This window comes from Okeania sp. KiyG1, from assembly GCF_014132355.1.
In the GTDB taxonomy this organism is placed as follows: domain Bacteria; phylum Cyanobacteriota; class Cyanobacteriia; order Cyanobacteriales; family Microcoleaceae; genus Okeania.
This window is the reverse complement of the sequence record NZ_BLZO01000100.1, coordinates 15,919-35,818: the sequence shown is the minus strand read 5'-3', so window position 1 is coordinate 35,818 and position 19,900 is coordinate 15,919. Positions and strand designations below refer to the sequence as shown.

The 19,900-nt window shown below is 39.0% G+C and carries 15 protein-coding genes; 3 read left to right on the top strand and 12 right to left on the bottom strand.

Annotated elements, in window-relative coordinates:
• Positions 1-3,837, top strand: a 3,837-nt coding sequence (locus tag SAGCYANO_RS24380) for a HEAT repeat domain-containing protein (RefSeq protein WP_202222448.1), incomplete at its 5' end; no start/stop codon positions are given.
• A gap of 813 nt (positions 3,838-4,650) precedes the next feature.
• Here the strand turns inward: SAGCYANO_RS24380 and SAGCYANO_RS24375 are convergent.
• The 4 genes from SAGCYANO_RS24375 to SAGCYANO_RS24360 all read right to left on the bottom strand — a co-directional run bounded on the left by SAGCYANO_RS24375 (position 4,651) and on the right by SAGCYANO_RS24360 (position 11,120).
• On the bottom strand, positions 4,651-6,144 hold the full coding sequence (locus tag SAGCYANO_RS24375; RefSeq protein WP_202222447.1) for a UDP-N-acetylmuramoyl-L-alanyl-D-glutamate--2,6-diaminopimelate ligase: 1,494 nt from the start codon (positions 6,142-6,144) through the stop codon (positions 4,651-4,653).
• 226 nt (positions 6,145-6,370) lie between these two features.
• Positions 6,371-6,646 carry a glutaredoxin family protein gene (locus tag SAGCYANO_RS24370; RefSeq protein ID WP_202222446.1) on the bottom strand — a complete coding sequence of 92 codons (276 nt, stop codon included), beginning with the start codon at positions 6,644-6,646 and terminating at the stop codon, positions 6,371-6,373.
• 208 nt (positions 6,647-6,854) lie between these two features.
• On the bottom strand, positions 6,855-7,574 hold the full coding sequence (locus SAGCYANO_RS24365; RefSeq protein ID WP_202222445.1) for a DUF928 domain-containing protein: 720 nt from the start codon (positions 7,572-7,574) through the stop codon (positions 6,855-6,857).
• 1,437 nt (positions 7,575-9,011) lie between these two features.
• Entirely contained in the window at positions 9,012-11,120 is a 2,109-nt protein-coding gene (locus tag SAGCYANO_RS24360; protein WP_202222444.1) for an ATP-binding protein, read from the bottom strand.
• 146 nt (positions 11,121-11,266) lie between these two features.
• Between SAGCYANO_RS24360 and SAGCYANO_RS24355 the strand changes: the two genes are divergently transcribed.
• Complete coding sequence (locus SAGCYANO_RS24355; RefSeq protein ID WP_202222443.1) at positions 11,267-11,839, top strand: phospholipase D-like domain-containing protein; 573 nt, start codon at positions 11,267-11,269, stop codon at positions 11,837-11,839.
• 497 nt (positions 11,840-12,336) lie between these two features.
• Here the strand turns inward: SAGCYANO_RS24355 and argJ are convergent, their stop codons facing one another.
• The 8 genes from argJ to SAGCYANO_RS24315 all read right to left on the bottom strand — a co-directional run bounded on the left by argJ (position 12,337) and on the right by SAGCYANO_RS24315 (position 17,133).
• The gene (argJ, locus tag SAGCYANO_RS24350) at positions 12,337-13,578 is read right to left on the bottom strand and encodes a bifunctional ornithine acetyltransferase/N-acetylglutamate synthase (RefSeq protein WP_202222442.1); all 1,242 of its coding nucleotides are present in this window, start codon (positions 13,576-13,578) and stop codon (positions 12,337-12,339) included.
• Between the two features lie 206 nt (positions 13,579-13,784).
• Positions 13,785-13,979: a hypothetical protein gene (locus tag SAGCYANO_RS24345; RefSeq protein ID WP_202222441.1), complete on the bottom strand. Its 195-nt coding sequence runs from the start codon at positions 13,977-13,979 to the stop codon at positions 13,785-13,787.
• 38 nt (positions 13,980-14,017) lie between these two features.
• Positions 14,018-14,212 (bottom strand): hypothetical protein, encoded by a 195-nt coding sequence (locus SAGCYANO_RS24340; protein WP_202222440.1) that lies wholly within the window; start codon positions 14,210-14,212, stop codon positions 14,018-14,020.
• 38 nt (positions 14,213-14,250) lie between these two features.
• Positions 14,251-14,445 carry a hypothetical protein gene (locus SAGCYANO_RS24335; protein WP_202222439.1) on the bottom strand — a complete coding sequence of 65 codons (195 nt, stop codon included), beginning with the start codon at positions 14,443-14,445 and terminating at the stop codon, positions 14,251-14,253.
• Between the two features lie 228 nt (positions 14,446-14,673).
• A complete protein-coding gene (locus SAGCYANO_RS24330) occupies positions 14,674-14,868 on the bottom strand; it encodes a hypothetical protein (RefSeq protein WP_202222438.1) in 195 nt (64 codons plus the stop codon).
• A 467-nt stretch (positions 14,869-15,335) separates the two neighbouring features.
• A complete protein-coding gene (locus SAGCYANO_RS24325) occupies positions 15,336-15,512 on the bottom strand; it encodes a hypothetical protein (protein ID WP_202222437.1) in 177 nt (58 codons plus the stop codon).
• A gap of 487 nt (positions 15,513-15,999) precedes the next feature.
• Positions 16,000-16,371 carry a co-chaperone YbbN gene (locus tag SAGCYANO_RS24320; protein ID WP_202222451.1) on the bottom strand — a complete coding sequence of 124 codons (372 nt, stop codon included), beginning with the start codon at positions 16,369-16,371 and terminating at the stop codon, positions 16,000-16,002.
• A gap of 48 nt (positions 16,372-16,419) precedes the next feature.
• Positions 16,420-17,133: an NnrU family protein gene (locus tag SAGCYANO_RS24315; RefSeq protein WP_202222436.1), complete on the bottom strand. Its 714-nt coding sequence runs from the start codon at positions 17,131-17,133 to the stop codon at positions 16,420-16,422.
• 887 nt (positions 17,134-18,020) lie between these two features.
• Here SAGCYANO_RS24315 and SAGCYANO_RS24310 point away from each other — a divergent pair.
• Entirely contained in the window at positions 18,021-19,025 is a 1,005-nt protein-coding gene (locus SAGCYANO_RS24310) for a LysR family transcriptional regulator (protein WP_202222435.1), read from the top strand.
• Positions 19,026-19,900: the final 875 nt, after the last annotated feature.

Here is a 19,900-nt window from a genome sequence, read left to right as displayed (position 1 = left end):
CAAGGGGGTTGGGGGGATAAAACCTTTCCAAGGGGGGCAGGGGGGGATCGAAAAATTCCCATCCTCATCGAACTCCGCTACAGTCAATCTTCCATACTTTCCAGAATTCAAGCATTTATCCACAAACACCACCCCACCATAAATATAGATACAGCAACTCTAGAAACTTGGCTCCGTCAAGGTGAATTTTTGCTCCTGTTCGATGGGTTTAACGAAATGGCATCGGAAGCGGCACGACAACAGGTGAGAACGTTTCGGCAAGACTACCCCCAAACTGCCATGGTGTTTACGACGCGAGATTTGAGTCTGGGGGGAGATTTGGGGATAGAGAAAAGGTGGGAAATGCAACCTCTGACTGAATCTCAAATGCGGGAGTTTATCAGTGCTTATTTGCCTGAGCAGGGAGAAAAATTATGGCAGCAGTTGCAGGGGAGGTTGCGGGAGTTGGGAGAAACTCCGATGTTTTTGTTGATGTTGTGTTCGGTGTTTGGCTATAATAAAGTAATACCAAGCAATCTGGGATTGGTGTTTCGGAGTTTTACTGAGAGTTATAGGAGTCGCCTCAAGCAAGATGTTCCCGTTGATGAAAGTTCTCGACGTTGGTGGGATAGGTTATTGCAGGAGTTGGCGTGGGTGATGACGAATGGGGAGTCGAAAACTGAGATTATGGTTGCTATTTCTCGACAAAAAGCTGAGGAGGTGTTGACGGAGTTTTTGCGGGGGAAAGTAGAAGCTCCTGATGACCGTGCGATGTGTTGGTTGGAGGATTTATTGGAGCATCATTTGATTCAGGTGGGAGATGATAGTCAGATTTCGTTTCGCCATCAGTTGTTGCAGGAGTATTATGCGGCGGAAAGGTTGTTGTGGCAGTTGTCTGGTTTGAGTGACTATGAGTTGCAGTGGGATTATTTGAATTATTTGAAGTGGACGGAAGTTGTGGCGTTGATGTTGGGGTTGTTGGAGGATGAGGGGTTAGCAGTGCGGGTGGTAAGGTTGGCGTTGGAGGTAGATTGGTTTTTGGGGGCGAGGTTGGTGGGAGAGGTGCAAAGGAGGTTTCAGGAGCGGGTGTTTGTGGAGGTTGAGCGGTGGGAGTTGCCTGTGGGGGTGAAGGTTGAGTTGGCAGGGTTAACGAATTCGGATAGTGCTGTTCCGGGGTTGGTTAAATTTCTAGAAAACTCAGATACATATGTACGTAGGAATGCAGCAGAAGCTCTGCGTAAAATAGGTTCCGAAACAGCTGTTCCAGGATTAATTCCACTTCTAGAAGACTCAGACTCTGATGTGCGTAGGAGTGCAGTAGAAATTCTGGGTAAAATAGGTTCTGAAACAGCTGTTCCGGGATTAATGCCACTTCTAGAAGACTCAGACTCTGATGTGCGTAGGAGTGCAGTAGAAGCTCTGGGTAAAATAGGTTCTGAAACAGCTGTTCCGGGATTAATGCCACTTCTAGAAGACTCAGACTCTGATGTGCGTAGGAGTGCAGTAGAAGCTCTGGGTAAAATAGGTTCTGAAACAGCTGTTCCGGGATTAATGCCACTTCTAGGAAACTCGTACTCTTATGTGCGTAGGAGTGCAGTAGAAGCTCTGGGTAAAATAGGTTCTGAAACAGCTGTTCCGGAATTAATTTTACTTCTAGAAAACTTAGACTATGATGTGCGTAGGAGTGCAGTAAAAGCTCTGGGTAAAATAGGTTCTGAAACAGCTGTTCCGGAATTAATTTTACTTCTAGGAAACTCGTACTCTTATGTGCGTAGGAGTGCAGCAGAAGTTCTGCGTAAAATAGGTTCCGAAACAGCCATTCCAGAATTAATTTTACTTCCAGAAGATTCAGAATATGATCTGGGTAGGAGCGCAGCAGAAGCTCTGGTTAAAATAGGTTCTGAAACAGCCATTCCGGGATTAATTTCACTTCTAGAAGATTCAGAATATGATGTGCGTAGGAGTGCAGCAGAAGCTCTGGGTAAAATAGGTTCTGAAACAGCCATTCCGGGATTAATTTCACTTCTAGAAGATTCAGAATATGATGTGCGTAGTAGTGCAGTAAAAGCTCTGGTTAAAATAGGTTCTGAAACAGCCATTCCGGGATTAATTTCACTTCTAGGAAACTCAAGCTTTTATGTGCGTATTAGTGTAGTAAAAGCTCTGAGTAAAATAGGTTCTGAAACAGCCATTCCGGGATTAATTTCACTTCTAGAAGACTCAGACTATGGTGTGCGTAGGATTGCAGCAAACACTCTGGGTAAAATTGGTTCCGAAACTGTGATTCCGGTCTTAATGCCACTTCTAGAAGACTCAGACTATGGTGTGCGTAGGAGTGCAGCAGAAGCTCTGGGTAAAATAGGTTCTGAAACAGCCATTCCGGGATTAATTTCACTTCTAGAAGATTCAGAATATGATGTGCGTAGTAGTGCAGTAAAAGCTCTGAGTGAAATAGGTTCCGAAACAGCCATTCCGGAATTAATTCCATTCCTAGAAGACTCAGACTCTGATTTGTGTAAGAGTGCAGCAGAAGCTCTAGGTAAAATAGGTTCAAAAACTGCAATTCCGGGATTAATTTCACTTCTAAAAGACTCAGAATATGATATGCGTAGGAGTGCAGCAGAAGCTCTGGGTAAAATAGGCTCGGAAACTGCCATTCCTCGATTAATTCCACTCCTAGAAGACTCAGACTCTTATGTGCGTATAACTGCAACAGAAGCTGTGGGTAAAATAGGTTCCGGAAATACAATTGTTGAGTTGACAAAAAAACTACAAAATGATAGTTTCGTAAAACAATTGCTATCTGAAACTATCAAGATTATTCAAACAATCCAACAACGCCTTCAATACTACAAACAAACTCCCAAAATATCTATGTCTAAAACACTTTCTCACAACTACGCTCTACTAATAGGAGTCGGCGACTGCAAATATCCCAACTGGTCACTTCCCGTCACAGTCAAAGACGTTCAAGCCATCAAATCATTCCTCATAAAACCTGACTTATGTGGTTACATTGACAATGAAAATTATCTCCGCTTCCTCTGCAATGAACAAGCAACAAAACAAAACATTTTAGACAATTTAAACTGGCTCCAACAACAAGCAAAAAACGACCCAGAAGCAACAATATTAGTCTATTATTCCGGTCATGGTTGGCTAGATAAATCAACCCAAAACTATTATTTAATCCCCCACGACACCAGTCCGGTAAGACTACAAAAAACAGCATTACCAGCAACAGACTTTAACAACGCCCTCCAGCAAATATCCGCCCAAAAACTATTAGTAATTATAGATAGTTGTCACGCCCAAGGAATGGCAACTGCTAAAGAAACAGAGGAACTAGAATTACCCGAAAACTTCAGTCAAACCGCCCTCCCGAAAAACTTAATAGATGAATTAAGAAAAGGAACAGGGCGAGCAGTATTCACCTCATCCACAGGAGAGGAGTCATCATGGATACGCTCCGATGGAAAAATGAGTATCTACACAGACCATTTTCTGGAAGCATTACATGGTGGTGGCAATAAACCAGGAGATAAATTTGTCACGGTTTCCAATTTAATGAATTATGCGGGAAAAACCGTTCCTGAAAGCGCTCAAAAATTAGGGAGAAAACAAACTCCTATTTTTGATTTTTCTCAGACAGAAGATTTTCCGGTAGCGTTATTGTGTGGGGGTAAAGGTTTACCGGATGGTGGGTGGGAGGAGGTTAAGTCAGAAGTTCGGGAGAGTATTTCAGTGGGACGTGATGTTAATAGTGCTGATGGTGATAATATTAGCCACATTAATGTTTCTGGCAATTCTCAAACAAGTATAACAATTGGTGATATTGGCTCCAAACGAAGCCAGTAATATCATATCCGGATAAAATGAATTTATTAATATTAGATCAAATTGTACAAGGTTGCTGATTCTGGGTATGATTTTGCCCCCCTAGCCCCCCAATTCTGGGGGGAATAAAACTCTCAAAGTCCCCCAATTTTGGGGGATTTAGGGGGCACTGAATTTTGCCCCCCTAGCCCCCCAATTCTGGGGGGAATAAAACTCTCAAAGTCCCCCAATTTTGGGGGATTTAGGGGGCACTGAATTTTGCCCCCCTAGCCTCCCAATTCTGGGGGGAATAAAACTCTCAAAGTCCCCCAATTTTGGGGGATTTAGGGGGCACTGAATTTTGCCCCCCTAGCCCCCCAATTCTGGGGGGAATAAAACTCTCAAAGTCTCCCAATTTTGGGGGATTTAGGGGGCACTGAATTTTGCCCCCCTAACCCCCCAATTCTGGGGGGAATAAAACTCTCAAAGTCCCCCAATTTTGGGGGATTTAGGGGCACTGAATTTTGCCCCCCTAACCCCCCAATTCTGGGGGGAATAAAACTCTCAAAGTCCCCCAATTTTGGGGGATTTAGGGGGCACTGAATTTTGCCCCCCTAGCCCCCCAATTCTGGGGGGAATAAAACTCTCAAAGTCCCCCAATTTTGGGGGATTTAGGGGGCGTAGACCACAACCAAATTTTGCCCCCCTAGCCCCCCAATTCTGGGGGGGACAAGAGTCAATTTGCTACATCAAAGCCCCCAAAATTGGGGGATTTAGGGGGCTTTGATGTAGCAAATGAGACATCTCAGACAACCTCTAAGCGAAGCGAAAACCCAACCCAGATATACTTTAATTTTAACTCAAACCATACTTATCATTCAAAGCATCCCTTGCTTGCTCCCGGTCATCAAAATGGATTTTTTCTGTTCCCAAAATTTGATAATCTTCGTGACCTTTTCCTGCTATTAATACCCCATCTCCAGGTTTTGCTTCCATAATGGCAGTAAGAATAGCTTGGGAGCGATCGCCTATGACTAAAGGCTTAATTTCTGGAGATATTCCCTCTAAAATATCCTGTAATATTTTTTCCGGGTCTTCAGTGCGGGGGTTATCAGATGTCACCACAGCTAAATCTGATAATTCGGCAGCTATTTTACCCATTTTGGGCCTCTTAGTGCGGTCGCGATCGCCTCCACAACCAAAGACACAAATCATCCGACCGGGAATAAAAGGTCGTGCTGCCTTTAATAAATTCTCTAAACTATCGGGAGTATGAGCATAGTCAACTATGACGCTGACATTTTGCTCGTTACTAACTTGTACCTTTTCCATCCGACCAGGAACGCCAGGAAATTCTGATAACTGAGCAACGACCATTGCTAAATCTAAACCCAAATGTAAAGCTGTTCCCACTGCTGCCAACATATTAGATAAATTATATTGCCCTACCAATGGCAAACTAAAAGGAATTTCACCTTGGGGAGTATGCAGAATTCCTTTAACTCCAGTGGGTTGATATTCCAAGTCTGAAGCCCAAAAATCGGCGGAAGTGTTGCTCGTGCTATAGCTCCAAACTTGCTCCGGTTTCATTCTGGCGATTAACTTTTTACCGTAGGGGTCATCAGCGTTAACTATAGCGCGACCCTTGAGATAGTCTGAGCTAAACAACAACGCTTTTGCCTCAAAGTAATCATCCATATCTTTGTGATAGTCGAGATGATCTTGAGTCAAATTGGTAAATACTGCCACCTCAAAACTACAACCCCAAACACGTTTTTGATGTAGAGAGTGGGAACTAACTTCCATAACTCCATATTTGCTACCTGCTGCTACTGCTTGCGCCAGTTGTTTTTGCAATTCCACTGGAAAAGGTGTGGTGTAAGCTGCTGTTTCCTCAAAACCAGGCCAACGAGAGTAGAGAGTGCCGAATAAAGCAGTTGGTAATTGAGCGTTATTGAGGAGAAATTCCACTAAGTGGGTGGTGGTTGTTTTACCGTTGGTGCCAGTAATACCTACCATCTTCATTTTTTGCCCTGGATAGTCATAGAATGCTGTAGCAACTTCCGGACAAGTTTGAGTCATGTCAGCAACTGGAATCACACATTCATTTTTGGCTTGATGTTTTTGAGCTGCTTGTTGAGATACTAGAGCTGCCACTGCACCATTTGCGATCGCGCTTTCCCAAAATTCTCCTCCATCGACACGAGTACCTGGCATTCCTAAAAATAAATCCCCTGTCTTGCAAGCATGGGAATTTGTGGTTAAACCTTTGATTTCTGTCTCTAATGCAGGATGATTATTGGCAAGGGAAATACTGGGAACTTTTGCTAATAATTCTTTCAATTTCATGTTAGGAATTCCTATAGTTTTTTGCTAATATTTAGGACTTTTTACCAACAGGATTTTTTGGTTATCAATACCACAAGTTTACCGAATAATTAATAATTAATAATTAAATAATTCTGGTTTAAAGCCGACCCTTTTAAGGGGAAAAAAAAGAAATAATATTTCCTTATATTCAATTCCGTAACAGTTTTAACCTTCTTGTAATTATCAATTATCCATTATCAATTAATTAAAAATATTTTTGTAAAATTTGCTGCAATTTTCTCACTGACACTCTGGGAGAGGGACGTGGTATGAATTGTTCAGTTGTGGTATCTGCTTCACAGACGGAAAGCACGGGTACTTCATATTGATAAGCCGCAAACCAATCATCCCGGGTGGTAATGTCTCTAATCTCTAAGTCGAATTTACAGGGGTTTTCAGGGTCTTTCAGTATTTCTTCGAGTTTTTCTTGAAGTCCTTCGCAAAGATGGCAGCCTGGTTTACTATATAAAATTAGGTTCATGGTTTAAATTAAATTCTTTGGTTTATATCAAATCTGCTTGAATACTTATTATATAGTTGGGAGTAGGGGAGTGGGGAGTAGGGGAGTGGGGGAGTGAGGGAGTGGGGGAGTAGGGGAGTGAAGCTTAAAACTCAGACAAAACAAGATTTTTCCTTCTTGCTTCTTGCTTCTTGCTTCTTGCTTCTTGCTTCTTCCTTCTTCAATAGATTTAATTTTGCTCCCCTTCACACAAACGCTGCAAAATATTGCTACGAAAAGCTTGCAATTCTATAGAAGCTTCCTTAACTTTAAATACTTCTGATAAAGCGTCAGACCATAAATGACGTTCAGCAAAAAATTGAAATCTAGCAAAAGCGATCGCTTCTTTTGTAGCTCCTTGTTTGTTTAAATCTTGATCAAGTTTGGCTAAATCTTGAGTAATAGCTTCATGTTTTTCTACATCAATAATTCTAAAAGTTCTTTGTTGCATACCAGCAATAGAATCTGTACTATCAAATATTCTCCAACGATAAGTATTACCAGGTTTTAATTCTTCTCCAGTATAATCAACTATTTCTTCATCATCTTGAATATCAAAAGTCCACAAAAACTCCTCGTTATTAGAAGGACGAATCTCAATTCTGTTTAATTTTCCTTGCCAAATAAATATAGGGCGAGTATTCCAAATAGTGCTATAGTCCCGAATTTGTCCTTTGACCTCTACGAGACCAGGAGAAACTAAACATAAGCCAGGACCTCTAGTACCACCATCTTTTCTAACTACTGGTGGGTCTTCATCTTGATTAAATAAATCTTCAAAAGCTTTTTCCCAATTCTTATTAGAATTATTTTGTACTTGAATAGTTTGTGCTATTACTCTTGGTAGATGCAAAGGTGCTATTATTGTTAATGCTAGGAAAAATAACACCAGATTTAATTTTTGATTCATAATAATTCTCGTTAATATAATTTAATTACAAATTTCATAAATATTTTTTATGATTGAACATAAATCATATCAAACATAGTTAATTAACTATATTATTTCCCTTTTTTCAAAACAGATAATTTCCATGAATTAATATTTTTTCATTTTGTTTCAAGAGTTAAAAAATATTAATATATGAATTACTATCTATTCAAAGGTATCTTAAGTTTTACTCCAATATTATAAGCGAACTTTCCTGTAACCTTCCCGTTTTGCATCGGCTATTCTTACCTAGAAATAGAGCTAATCTTAACGAAGTCAGAAGTCAGAAGTCAGTAGGGGTGGTTTCCTACGGAATGCTCCGCAAACGCGAACCACCCGTACAGAAGTTAACCCACCCCTCGCCCCTCCCAGGAGGCAGGGTCTATTTATTGTCACTAGAGAAAAATTGATGGGGAGATGGGGAGATGGGGGGATGGGGGGATGGGGAGATTCTTATATCTATTTGCTATTTGCACAATTTTTTGTATTTCATATCCATATAAATATTCTCTGACTACAATGAATTAGCCCTGCTCTCAGGAGGGGAGGGGAAGTAGGGGATTTGAGCAACTCTCCAAAAATATTGCGCCTTAAAAGGCGGGGTTTTAGACCCATGTTATACCAATTTGATAAATGTTTGCTACAAATAGTTAGGCTATTTCTTAGGAGTCAACCCACCCCGAACCCCTCCCAACCCACCCCTAACCCCTCCCAACCCACCCCTAACCCCGACCGTGGAGGGGAGGGGAACTCAGGAGTCAGGAGTCGTATGGGAATAACTTCAATACCAGTTTTGAGCTAGTAAATTCTATTTTTTGTCAAAGGAAGACTTGCTGTAAAGTATTTTTCTCATGCTTATTATTCGTAACATTCTTTTTTCATGCATGGTATTATTTTGATAAACTTTTAAATCAGGGAACTTATGACCGTTCTGACTTTTGGCAGTCTGATACAAGACAGGATTAGGTTTGGGGCGAACAAGATACTTATACTTTTAAGGGCCTTTCTGGAGATCGATTATTTCTGAGATTATCTCCTAATAATTTTTCTTTTCCAATAGAACCAGTTATTACTATTCTTCGGCGTGATGCTTCTATTTTGATAGAATAAAGTAGCTTTATTTGATATTAATTAAATAGGAATGACGGTTTTTGAGAATTACATGACAATATTTTGTACTTGTTTTGAGGCTGTATAATATTGTTTTATTCCTGTTTATATTGGGATTTTTCGCAGTAATTTTAAGCATATTTTTTTTGTTGCAATAGTTGTGTCTGTGGCTTGGGTTTTATCAGTCATTTTTGCTCTTTCCTTTTTTCGATTTCAGCTATGGGTCATTTCAGTTATCAGTTATCAGTTATCAGTTATCAGTACCTCCTGCAATAAGGAGGCTTGAAATACGGAATTATCTTTTTTTTATCCCCTTAAAAGGGGAGGCTTTAGACCACAATTTCTCGGTAAAAGTAATTCATCTTCAATTTTATTTCGCACAGAATTAGTTAAATGATAATCACAATAGTAGAGGCAATATAAAAGTAAAACATTTGCATGATAATATTCCTCTAAAAGCAAGCAATCATGCCAACTAAATTGCCAGTCGTGACCAATATCACAATATTCAATCATTACTTTTCTGAGCTTTTCCGCCCAATTTTTACTATTAGTTTCCCACCAAGCATCAAACAATTCTTCTTTTTGATTTGGGTCTGGCAATTCGGATTTTAATTTCTGTAATGCTTGTTTTAACTCTAAATCAATATACTGTCCATCTCCAGTTAAATCATCAATTTCACTTGCTAAATAATTTTTAGGATCGAAGCTCGAACACCTACCAAGTCTGAGTAGATCGTATAACCTTTTATCAATTAACAGGTCGTATAGTAGATATTCATGTATTTCATAAGCTACTTTCATTTTTTCATCAATCTTACTAACATCAGTAGAAGTAATAAAGTCAAAGAATACTTCTCCAATTTCTTCTATAGAAGGGATACCAAAAAAACTGGCTAGTTCCAAATATTCTTCTTGATAGAAAATTCTGAAACTGTACACATATTCAAGACAAAGATAAAAAGCTCTCAAATCTACTGGTGTATAATCTGAGTTTAGAAGAGTAACTTCTCTTAGCCATTCTAAAAAATGCTGGAATTTCTCATCTCTTACCAATAATTTATCAATTTCTTCTTTCATCAAAAGAAGAGTATTATCCAGAGCATCTAATCTTGCCAGAGATTCTGCTCTAATAACTGGATGTAGCCAATATTCTCCCGCTTCAAACTCTATTAAATATCGTCTTTGTAAAGATTCAATTACCTGCATAGTTTCTGATTCTTTGACATCCCAAAGTAAACAACGAAGACCAATTTTTTGTACTCTAGGAATCTCTCGATAAGGATAAACTCCTAAACGACAAAGAAGATTATAAGCATGACGGTCATGTTCAAATAAACGGTCAAACTGACTAGCAATTAAATCCTTAATTTGCCCCTTTAATAAAAATTGTTTATTATCCAGCCAATAATCCTCTAAGCTACCACCATAATATGTTTCTATTGGATGGGTAATAACTTTCATTGCTAAAGCATTTCCGCCATAAGCTTTGTGAATTTCACCTAAAGCAAGAGTATTTATATTAATTTCAAATATGCTGAAAAATTCTTGCCATGCTAACTCACTTAATTCTGGCAGTGGATATGATTTTACAAAACTTAATTTTGCCTCATTAATTTGTTCGCGACAAGTAATTAATGTTATGGCATTAACAGTGGGATGATTTAAAACTCTTGTGATTAATTCAATATAATCACGATGCTCCTGTTTGAATTTTCCCTTTTCATCAAGAGCAGTTTCTAAATTATCAATTAATATCCCTACTTTTCCTTTTTCATTCTGGAGTAAATATTTGAGTTGCTCCAGCATATCAATGAATTTTTCTTCAGCTTGCTGTTTAAATTGTTGGTTGATTTGACGTTTTACCCAACTTTTTACAGACAAAATATTTTGAGCATCCATTCCCACATTAAATTCTAAAATTTTGAGTCTTTGAATTTGCAAATATTCACGAGCAAGAGTTGTTTTTCCAATACCTCCCTTACCATAAATACCAATAATTTTTGCACCTCGGCTAGTAATAAGAGTATTAAGGTGAGCGATCGCTTCCTCTCGCCCTACAAAATCTGGTTTTTTGGGAATATTTATTTCTGTAGTTAATTCTGGGGGTAAAGAGTTGTTTGAAGAAAGCGAGATAGGTGACTTTCCAGAGCAAGATTTTCGTCTTTCCAATGCTCCCAAAAAATTATTCTTACTAACCTTTTCTCCCAATATTTCTGATAATAAACGCCAAAAAGCAGCACCTTCATTCTTAATATGCTGCTCATCATAGCCATTATTTTCAGCAATTTTTCCATAAGTATGCTTTTGAAAAGCACCAGTCAAAATAAGCTCTTCAATATATTTTAGTTTTCTTCGTTCCTTTTGAAAAATCACCTCATTAACAATTTCCAATGCTTCTTGCTCATCCATCATTCTTTAACTTATAAAACTTACTTTTTAGTTGAACCTTACTTTTTCGTACCTAGTCAGGTTACTAAACTTCTTAACTTATCTTACCGACAAATAATGAAATTGTCAGCAGAATAGTTTCATAACTTAAATAAATAGGAAATATCCAAATGTTTATAACCACTAATTCCCACTGGGAAAATATCGACCCTTTTAACTGTCAAGAACTCATCCAAGGCAAACATCAACATCGTTATTTACTCCTAAAAACCCTCCGCCAAGCACAAGAAAAAATTATTATTGTTTGCCCTTGGCTAACTCGTTATAGCCTCGATAATAATCTGATTCAAGAATTTAAAAATACCCTTAACCGCAAAGTTAAAATACAGATTAATTGGGGATGGCAACAAGATATTGGTAATATTATTATTCCTGGTAATGGTTGTTGGCAATTAAATCCTGCCAATATTTGGAAATACGATGCTATGAGTGAATTACAAAAACTTAAGCAATTATACCCCGAACATTTTCAACTGAAACTAATAGGCACTCATGCCAAAATTTGGGTTTGCGATGATAAATTTGCTGTGGTGACAAGTGCCAATATTCTCTGTTCAAAACCAGGCAATGCTGATAACTGCCATGAAGAAATTGGAATTTGGACTAATAATATTAATAACATTCAAAACTTGATTAATTATTTTTCTCAAGCTCCCAACTTAGCAGCAAAAAAAATTAGCTAGGAATAGATAAAATTAGGATGCGATCGCTTCTCAAAAATAACTGAAAAAGCCATCGCATCCCCCTAATATTTTTTCAGCAATAATATTAATTAGGGCTTGCTGATTAAATCTAAAAGCATTGACAGATAAAGATAAGTGCCTTCTTGGGGCCTTTAAAAAGTGCCTGGTATCACGTCTAATATCATGTCCGGTTGAACAGTTATAAATAAACGACGAAGGAGTCAGGAGTCAGGAGACAGGAGTCAGGAGGGTAGAAAGAAGAAGAAAGAGAAAGTTTTTTTATCACGCTATTATCCGGACATGATATAAAACGCTCAAAAAGTCAATATTTTAGGCGCATAGTTGGGCAGAAAAATCATTCTTACAATTCTTACTCCTACCTCCTCACTCATTCCCGTTTCTCCTGTCTTCCCCTCCTGGGAGGGGTTAGGGGTGGGTTGTCTCCTGTCTCCTGTCTCCTACCCCGGCAAAAAGACTTTTTCAGCAAACCCTAATTATTAGGTAGTGTACTCAGCGTTAATTTTCACATAATCATAACTCAGGTCACATCCCCAAGCTTTCCCACTACCAACACCATCCCCAACTTTGACAGAAATTAACACAGTATCATCCTTCAAATATTCTCCCGCTGCTCTCTGCTTCAAATACTCGCTAGCAGCAGCTCGGTCAAAATCTAAAGGTTGACCGTTTTCCATCATCAAAAAGTCTCCCAACTTTATCTGTAACTGCTCCTGCTCAAACTTAACTCCAGCGCGACCAGCAGCTCCGGCAATTCTTCCCCAATTGGGGTCGCGACCAAAAATAGCTGATTTTACCAGAGAAGATCCTGCAATAGTCTTAGCAATTTGATTAGCAGATGCTTCATCAGATGTTCCTGTAACCTGAACTTCCATCAGACAAGTTGCTCCTTCTCCATCACGAGCTACCGCCTTCGCCAAATAGACACAAACCTCTGTCAACATCGCTTCCAACTTTTCCGCCTCCGCCCCCACATTAGTAATAGCAGAGGTGCGAGATTGACCATTTGCCAAAGCAATTACTGTATCATTGGTACTCGTATCCCCATCAACAGTAATTTGATTAAAACTACGATTAACTGCTCTTGTTAACATCTCTTGCCATAATGGAGGAGAAACTGCTGCATCACAAGTTACAAATGACAGCATCGTTGCCATATTCGGATGGATCATGCCAGAACCTTTAGCAATGCCACCAATACGCACCGGGCGATCGCCCATTTTAGTTTCCAGAGCAATTGATTTTGTGGCTAAGTCTGTAGTGACAATAGCTTTAGCTGCCGCTTCTCCCCCTTCCGTAGAAACTGTAGAGACTAACTCGGGAATTGCTGCTTTGAGAGCATCCATTTTAATTCGTTTGCCAATAACTCCTGTAGAAGCTAGTAATATTGACTCTGGAGAAATATTGAGTGCTTTAGCCAATACTTCCGCACTTTCCACAGCATCCTGCAAACCTAAACTTCCAGTACCAGCATTTGCTTGTCCAGAATTACACAAAATTGCCCTAGCACTTGGTTTAGCTTCTAGCTGTTGCCGACAGTAGTCCACACAAGCAGCTCGTACTTGATTTGTCGTGAAGACTCCAGCTGCGATCGAGTCTACATCTGACAAAATCAAGGCCAAGTCTGGTGCCCCGGAGGGTTTAAACCCCGCAGTAACTCCTGTTGCTCGATATCCTTTAGGAGCTGTTACCCCACCAGTAATTACTTGCCAGTCTGACATTTTGCTTTCCTTTATTTGATAATTGTGCTGACTGGAAATTATAAATGATTTGGGGGGTATTACGGATTAAACTTCATCAAAAATCTATATTTTCATTTGAAGATCAAAAAATCAGTCGCAACTTCCTTTGATGGATATCTCAGGTAGGAAAACTGCGACTTTTAGGTAAACGACATTATTCAGTTTTTGATTTTGAGGAGATATTTCTAACTCATGGAAGCATGACTACGGTCATAAGTAATGACAAAACTAGGATGTGGTTTTCCTTGAATATTTCCCCAGTAATTATCTGCTTCCACACCCACTTCTGTTGCGGTGCGGTTCAGCATTGACTGTTGACGATTTTTAATCAGGTTATGATGACGCATCATTAAAGCACGAGCTTGATTTTCTACTGACATATTTTTCATTCTCCTGTGGCTAAGTTTTGATTTTCACTCTAACTCATGGAAGCATGACTACGGTCATAAGTAGTGACAAAACTAGGATGTGGTTTTCCTTGAATATTTCCCCAGTAATCATCTGCTTCCACGCCCACTTCTGTGGCGACGCGGTTGAGCATTGACTGTTGACGGTTTTTCACTAGGTTGTGATGACGGTTCATTAAAGAGCGTGCTTGATTTTCTACTGACATATTTTTCATTCTCCTGTTGCTAAGTTTTGATTTTCACTTTAACTCATGGAAGCATGACTACGGTCATAAGTAGTAACAAAACTAGGATATGGTTTTCCTTGAATATTTCCCCAGTAATCATCTGCTTCTACACCGACTTCTGTGGCGGTGCGGTTGAGCATTGACTGTTGACGGTTTTTCACTAGGTTGTGATGACGCATCATTAAAGCACGAGCTTGATTTTCTACTGGCATATTTTTCATTCTCCTGTTTGATTAATTGTTGTTTGTTAAAGATTAATGAAGATGGCAAGAAAGAAAATAAGGCGTTGCTGATTCTGGGTATGATTTTGCCACCCCTAACCCCCCAATTTTGGGGGGAGTAAAACTCTAAAAGTCCCCCAATTTTGGGGGATTTAGGGGGCTTGAGCAGAAGCAAACAATCGCGCATTCATACTTCAATTCAGCAACGCCGAAAATAAATTAGCTCATCGAAGCATTACCGCGCTCATAATTTTTCCTAAAGCTAGGCTGTACTTTTCCTTGAATGTGGCTCCAATAGTTACTATTTTCTAAGCCCACTTCTACAGCTACTCTGTTTAGCATTGACTGTTGACGATTTTTTACTAGGTGGTGGTGACGTACCATTAAAGAGCGTGCTTGAGGTTCAGTGAACATATTTAGATTTTCTCCCCTGATTATTTAACTCATGTTTAGGAAGTTTTTTCCCTTACTTATTTATATTAACTAATAATTCTGTAACTGTTGCTACAAAAACTAATTATTTACAAATATTTACATTTAATGTTTCTCAACGCTATATGTAGAGTTTTACTATATTAAATTGATATATGTAGCGTTTTGGCCCAATTTATATCAAATCTGGTAGCATCGGTATAATTAGATAGTTAGGGTTTGCTGATTAAATCTAAAAGCATTGACATATAAAGGTTTTAGCATTTTTTAGTTGAAAAAAGTCCAAGCTTTTAGGTCGTAATGGTTCAAAAAATTAGCATTTTAGGCGCATAGTTGCGCAGAAAAATCAAGGGACTATTCTTCCTCCTACCTCCTCTATAATTCCCATCTCTCCTGACTTCTGAGGAATGACTTGGTCCTCCTACCCTCACCCAGAAGTCAGAACTCAGTCAGTATTTTTCTCCCTCATCCATTAAGGCAACAAAGGGAACTAAAAATAACTCTTTTTGAGGTATGAATATTACTGATGCTTCGGCATTAGTGGGTAGAATATCTGCGATGGGTTCAATTAATAATTTGTGTAGTTTTTTGAATTGATTATTTTTAATCTCTAATACCAATTTCATAAAATATTGCTACTTCAGGAATATTCAAACTGGAAAATATTGATAATTTAACCAAGATTATGACTAATAATTTGCTGAAATTTTGATTATTTTGAATCATAATGGATATATTTTTATACTGATAAAATACAATAACCAACTCTCTCAAATTAAACAGTGAGATAAAAATTAAAAAGCTGATGACTGAACTAAGTGCTATACAGCAGATTGTAGTTCAATTATTAATTATTAATTATTAATTATTAATTGTTGAATAATAGCTGAATACTTAAAAACTGAAAGAGGCTAAAACTAGCTCCAAAGGAAATTATTATTCCCTTCAATTCTAGTTTTAACCTCTTTATTTAAGACTCAGCAACAGTACAATTAGCGTTTTATCTTCGCTAAACTCAAACTCCAAAAATGCTAGGTATTAAGAGACTGGTGCAAGGAATTTTCAATTATTAATTATTAATTATTAATTATTAATTATTACCCAACACCCTCTTCATCCCATTAACTGAGGTTCCAAAAGTCGAGTTAGACGAGTTTTTTGGTAACTGGTCATAAAAGCATCCAATGTCCGTAGAAAATCTTCCCGTACCTGAAAATGATCCACTCGATTCACTATTTGGCCATTTTCAAATAAAATCAAGGTAGGCAAAGTTCTGAGTTGATATTTACTAGCAAGCTTTAAACTTTCGTCAGCATTAACTCCCACCAGCTTTAAGTGGCCATTCCACTCAGATTGAAATTGAATTAATTGGGGGACAATCATATGACACAGGCCACACCACGGTGCCCAAAAATTTACTAAAACCGGGTTAGAGGCATCTAACACCTCTTTTTTAAAAGTTTTTTCGTTAATTGACAAAAGCATGGCTTCTCTATGTGACATTAATTAAATTTTTATATCCATGGGATCATGCTACCAGTCTACGCTCCCAGTTGCACGGATGAGTAGTGGATGAGCTTGCCAAAGTAAGAAAATAAAAATAGCTACTCCTAGATATGCCCATCGGAGAAACTCCTGTAACTGTAGAGTTTGACGTCCTTGAATAATAGCGACAAAAGGCATAACAGATGTGCGAAATTTTAACTTTTCAAAAGATTCACCAAAACGCTGTTGAAGTCGTCGATCCCCATGCCATACACCGAACAAATGATGGAGTATGAGGCCAAAAGATGTCACAAGGGTAAAACTTGTCCCTAACCAAAGAGTATGGGCAATACACCAAATTACTTGGCCTACCATTTGCGGATGGCGGGTAATCCGAATGATCCCTGTTTCATAGAGATGGACTTGGGGTTTTTGAATTGCAGCAATTTCTAAAAGATTGAATGTAGAGGGATAGAGAAAGATAAATGAAATTGCTGATAGTATCCAAACTATAGGCTTAATTATTGGGACACCTTGCAGTTGCCACAACTGCAGCCCATCATAACGGTGGTTGAAAAAGTAAATAACTAGGACTACTGCTAGTGGCAAACTGACTAAAGCAAATAAAATGCGATAGGGTCTAGGACCAATTTTGGTTTCGGCCCACGGCCGGAGGGCCGCTAAACCACTATGAGCGATCGCAAAACTTAGCAGTAACCCCAACATAATTAAATGGCTAGGGGTTAACCAATCATGAGACATGAGCACTATGGGAAATTGATAATAAAAGTTAACTTTTGGAGTAATCGTCCAGCAGTATGCTGAAGGGACGTAATGCCAACCCCTGAAATGGGGAAGGAAATGCGGTGAGTGTGGAATTTGATTTTTCCAATAAATTATTGGCGTTGCTGATTCTGGGTATGATGCAAGCCCCCCGAGCAAGCCAATTTTGGGGGGAATAAAACTCTAAAAGTCCCCCAAACTTGGGGGATTTAGGGGGCTTGACCAGAACCAAACAATCGCGCATTCATACTTCAATTCAGCAACGCCCCTAATAAATTATTTATTCCCTAGCTGAGGAATTTGGAAATTAAAGGTCTTCAACTCTCAACCTCTGTCTTAAGGACTTTTGTCCCTGATTCAGTTTATAGCAGTTATCTAGTTGATGAGGTACAAAGTTTATTGCTTTAGGGAACAGGGAACAGGGAACAGGGAACAGGGAACAGGGGATAGAGAAATAAATAGTTTTATAACTGTACCTCACGCTTCCTCAAAAGTGCTGTAATCTAAACAGGACAATCAGAGCTTGATTAAATAACAACAGAAGATGTGGGGTATGGAGTTAACGAAGTCAGAAGTCAGAAGTCAGAAGCGAGTGTGTAATTCTGAGGTCCCCTCAGAATGTAAGACACACTTCACCACAGTCAGAAGTTAACCAACCCCTAACCCCGACCGTGGAGGGGAAGTAGGGGATTTGAGCTTCGCTAAAACACTGTAAATTCAAACTTGTTAAAACTTTTCCACTCTCTACTCTCTACTTGCTCTGGAAAGACCTACCGAGTCAAATCAAATACCATTAAGCAATTGGCCCATTTGCTAACCCTTTGGGCGTTAACTCCCTCAATTTTTTTTTCCTTTAACAAAACAATATGTCTGAGCTTCCTTTCACCCTAGACCAATTACGCATTCTCAAGGCGATCGCTGCTGAAGGTAGTTTTAAACGAGCTGCCGATAGTTTGTTTGTTTCTCAACCAGCGGTTAGTTTGCAGGTACAAAATTTAGAGCGACAGTTGAATGTACCTTTATTCGACCGGGGTGGCCGCCGGGCACAATTAACTGAAGCTGGTCATTTGCTACTTACTTACGGTGAGAAGATATTATCTTTGTGTCAAGAGACTTGCCGAGCTATTGAGGATTTACAAAACCTTCAGGGTGGTACTTTAATTGTGGGTGCTTCTCAAACTACTGGTACTTATTTACTACCCCGAATGATAGGGATGTTTAGGCAAAAATATCCTGATGTGGCTGTGCAGTTACACGTTCATTCTACTCGTCGTACTGCTTGGAGTGTGGCTAATGGACAAATAGATTTAGCTATTGTTGGGGGTGAAGTTCCTCCAGAGTTACAGGAGTCTTTGGAGGTTATACCTTATGCTGAGGATGAGTTGGCTTTAATTTTGCCTGTTTCTCATTCTTTGGCAGAAAAGGAAACTATTCAAAAAGATGATTTGTATCACTTAAATTTTATTACTCTAGACTCTCAATCTACTATTCGTAAGGTCATTGACCAGGTATTATCTCGTAGTGGTATTGATACTCGTCGTCTGAAAGTGGAGATGGAATTAAATTCAATTGAGGCAATTAAGAATGCTGTTCAATCTGGTTTGGGGGTAGCTTTTGTTTCTGTTTCAGCTATTGAGAAGGAGTTACAAATTGGAGTTTTGACTACGGCTAAAATAGATCAGATAGTTGTTAATAGAGTATTATCGGTTATTTATAATCCTAATCGTTACCGCTCCAAAGCTGCCGAGGCTTTTAGTAAGGAAATTTTACCTTTGTTTTCTAGTCTAAATTTTAGTCCAGATAAGATTAAACCTTTATCTAAAGATATACAGCCTATAGAGATAGTAACAAATAATGTTAGTGACACTTGAATATAAACTATTATTGAAGAAGGCAGAAGGCAAAATTGCTTATGGATAGTCAATGACCGGCCACTTCGTGTCTTATAACTCCAAACAATTTTCACCACCCCCTTTGACCAAAAATAAGGTCAATAGCCTCCCCTTGGTTGCGCCGCGAGCTACCGCTTTACAAGGGGATGAAAAAAAATCAAATTCAATATTTCAATTCACTTTACTTCTGGCAGAGATAGGTACTGATAACTGATAACTGATAACTGATAACTGAAATGACGGTGGGGTATTAAACCCACTACAGAAAAGATAAATAAAAGGAGAATTTTTGAATCAGTTATCAGTAAGTGATTCGGTATTTAAATTGTATCCCCTCAATAGGTGGCCAAGGAACTAGAGATGGGAAAACTATCCCAGGAAATATAGAATTTCAATGGGTATTAGTTGGGTTCCGGTTCAATTTTTCCTATCAACTGGAGTTATGCCAATTTGATAAATGTTTGCTACAAATGACTAGGCTATTTATTAGGAGTCAACCCACCCCTAAGCCCCAGGGTCAATTTATTGTCACCAGAGAAAAAAGCAGGGGGTGGGGAGTGTGGGGACCCACCCTAACCCCTCCCAGGAGGGGAATGTGGGGAGGGTGGGAAGCACAGGATATCAAAAAAATATAGGGTTATAAATATTCTCTGACGACAATGAATTAGCTAAAAAATAGGGCGGTAGGGCCCAGACGTCCTTAAAGCACGCGCTTGCCCGATGCAATGGCAGGGCAGGGAAACGAGAGAGCTTACACTAAGCTGGTGCTATAGTGTGGGAGTATGTCACGTCGGAAATTTTCTTTTTTGTCAAAGGGATATCTCCTTTCAACAATTAATAATTAATTATTCATT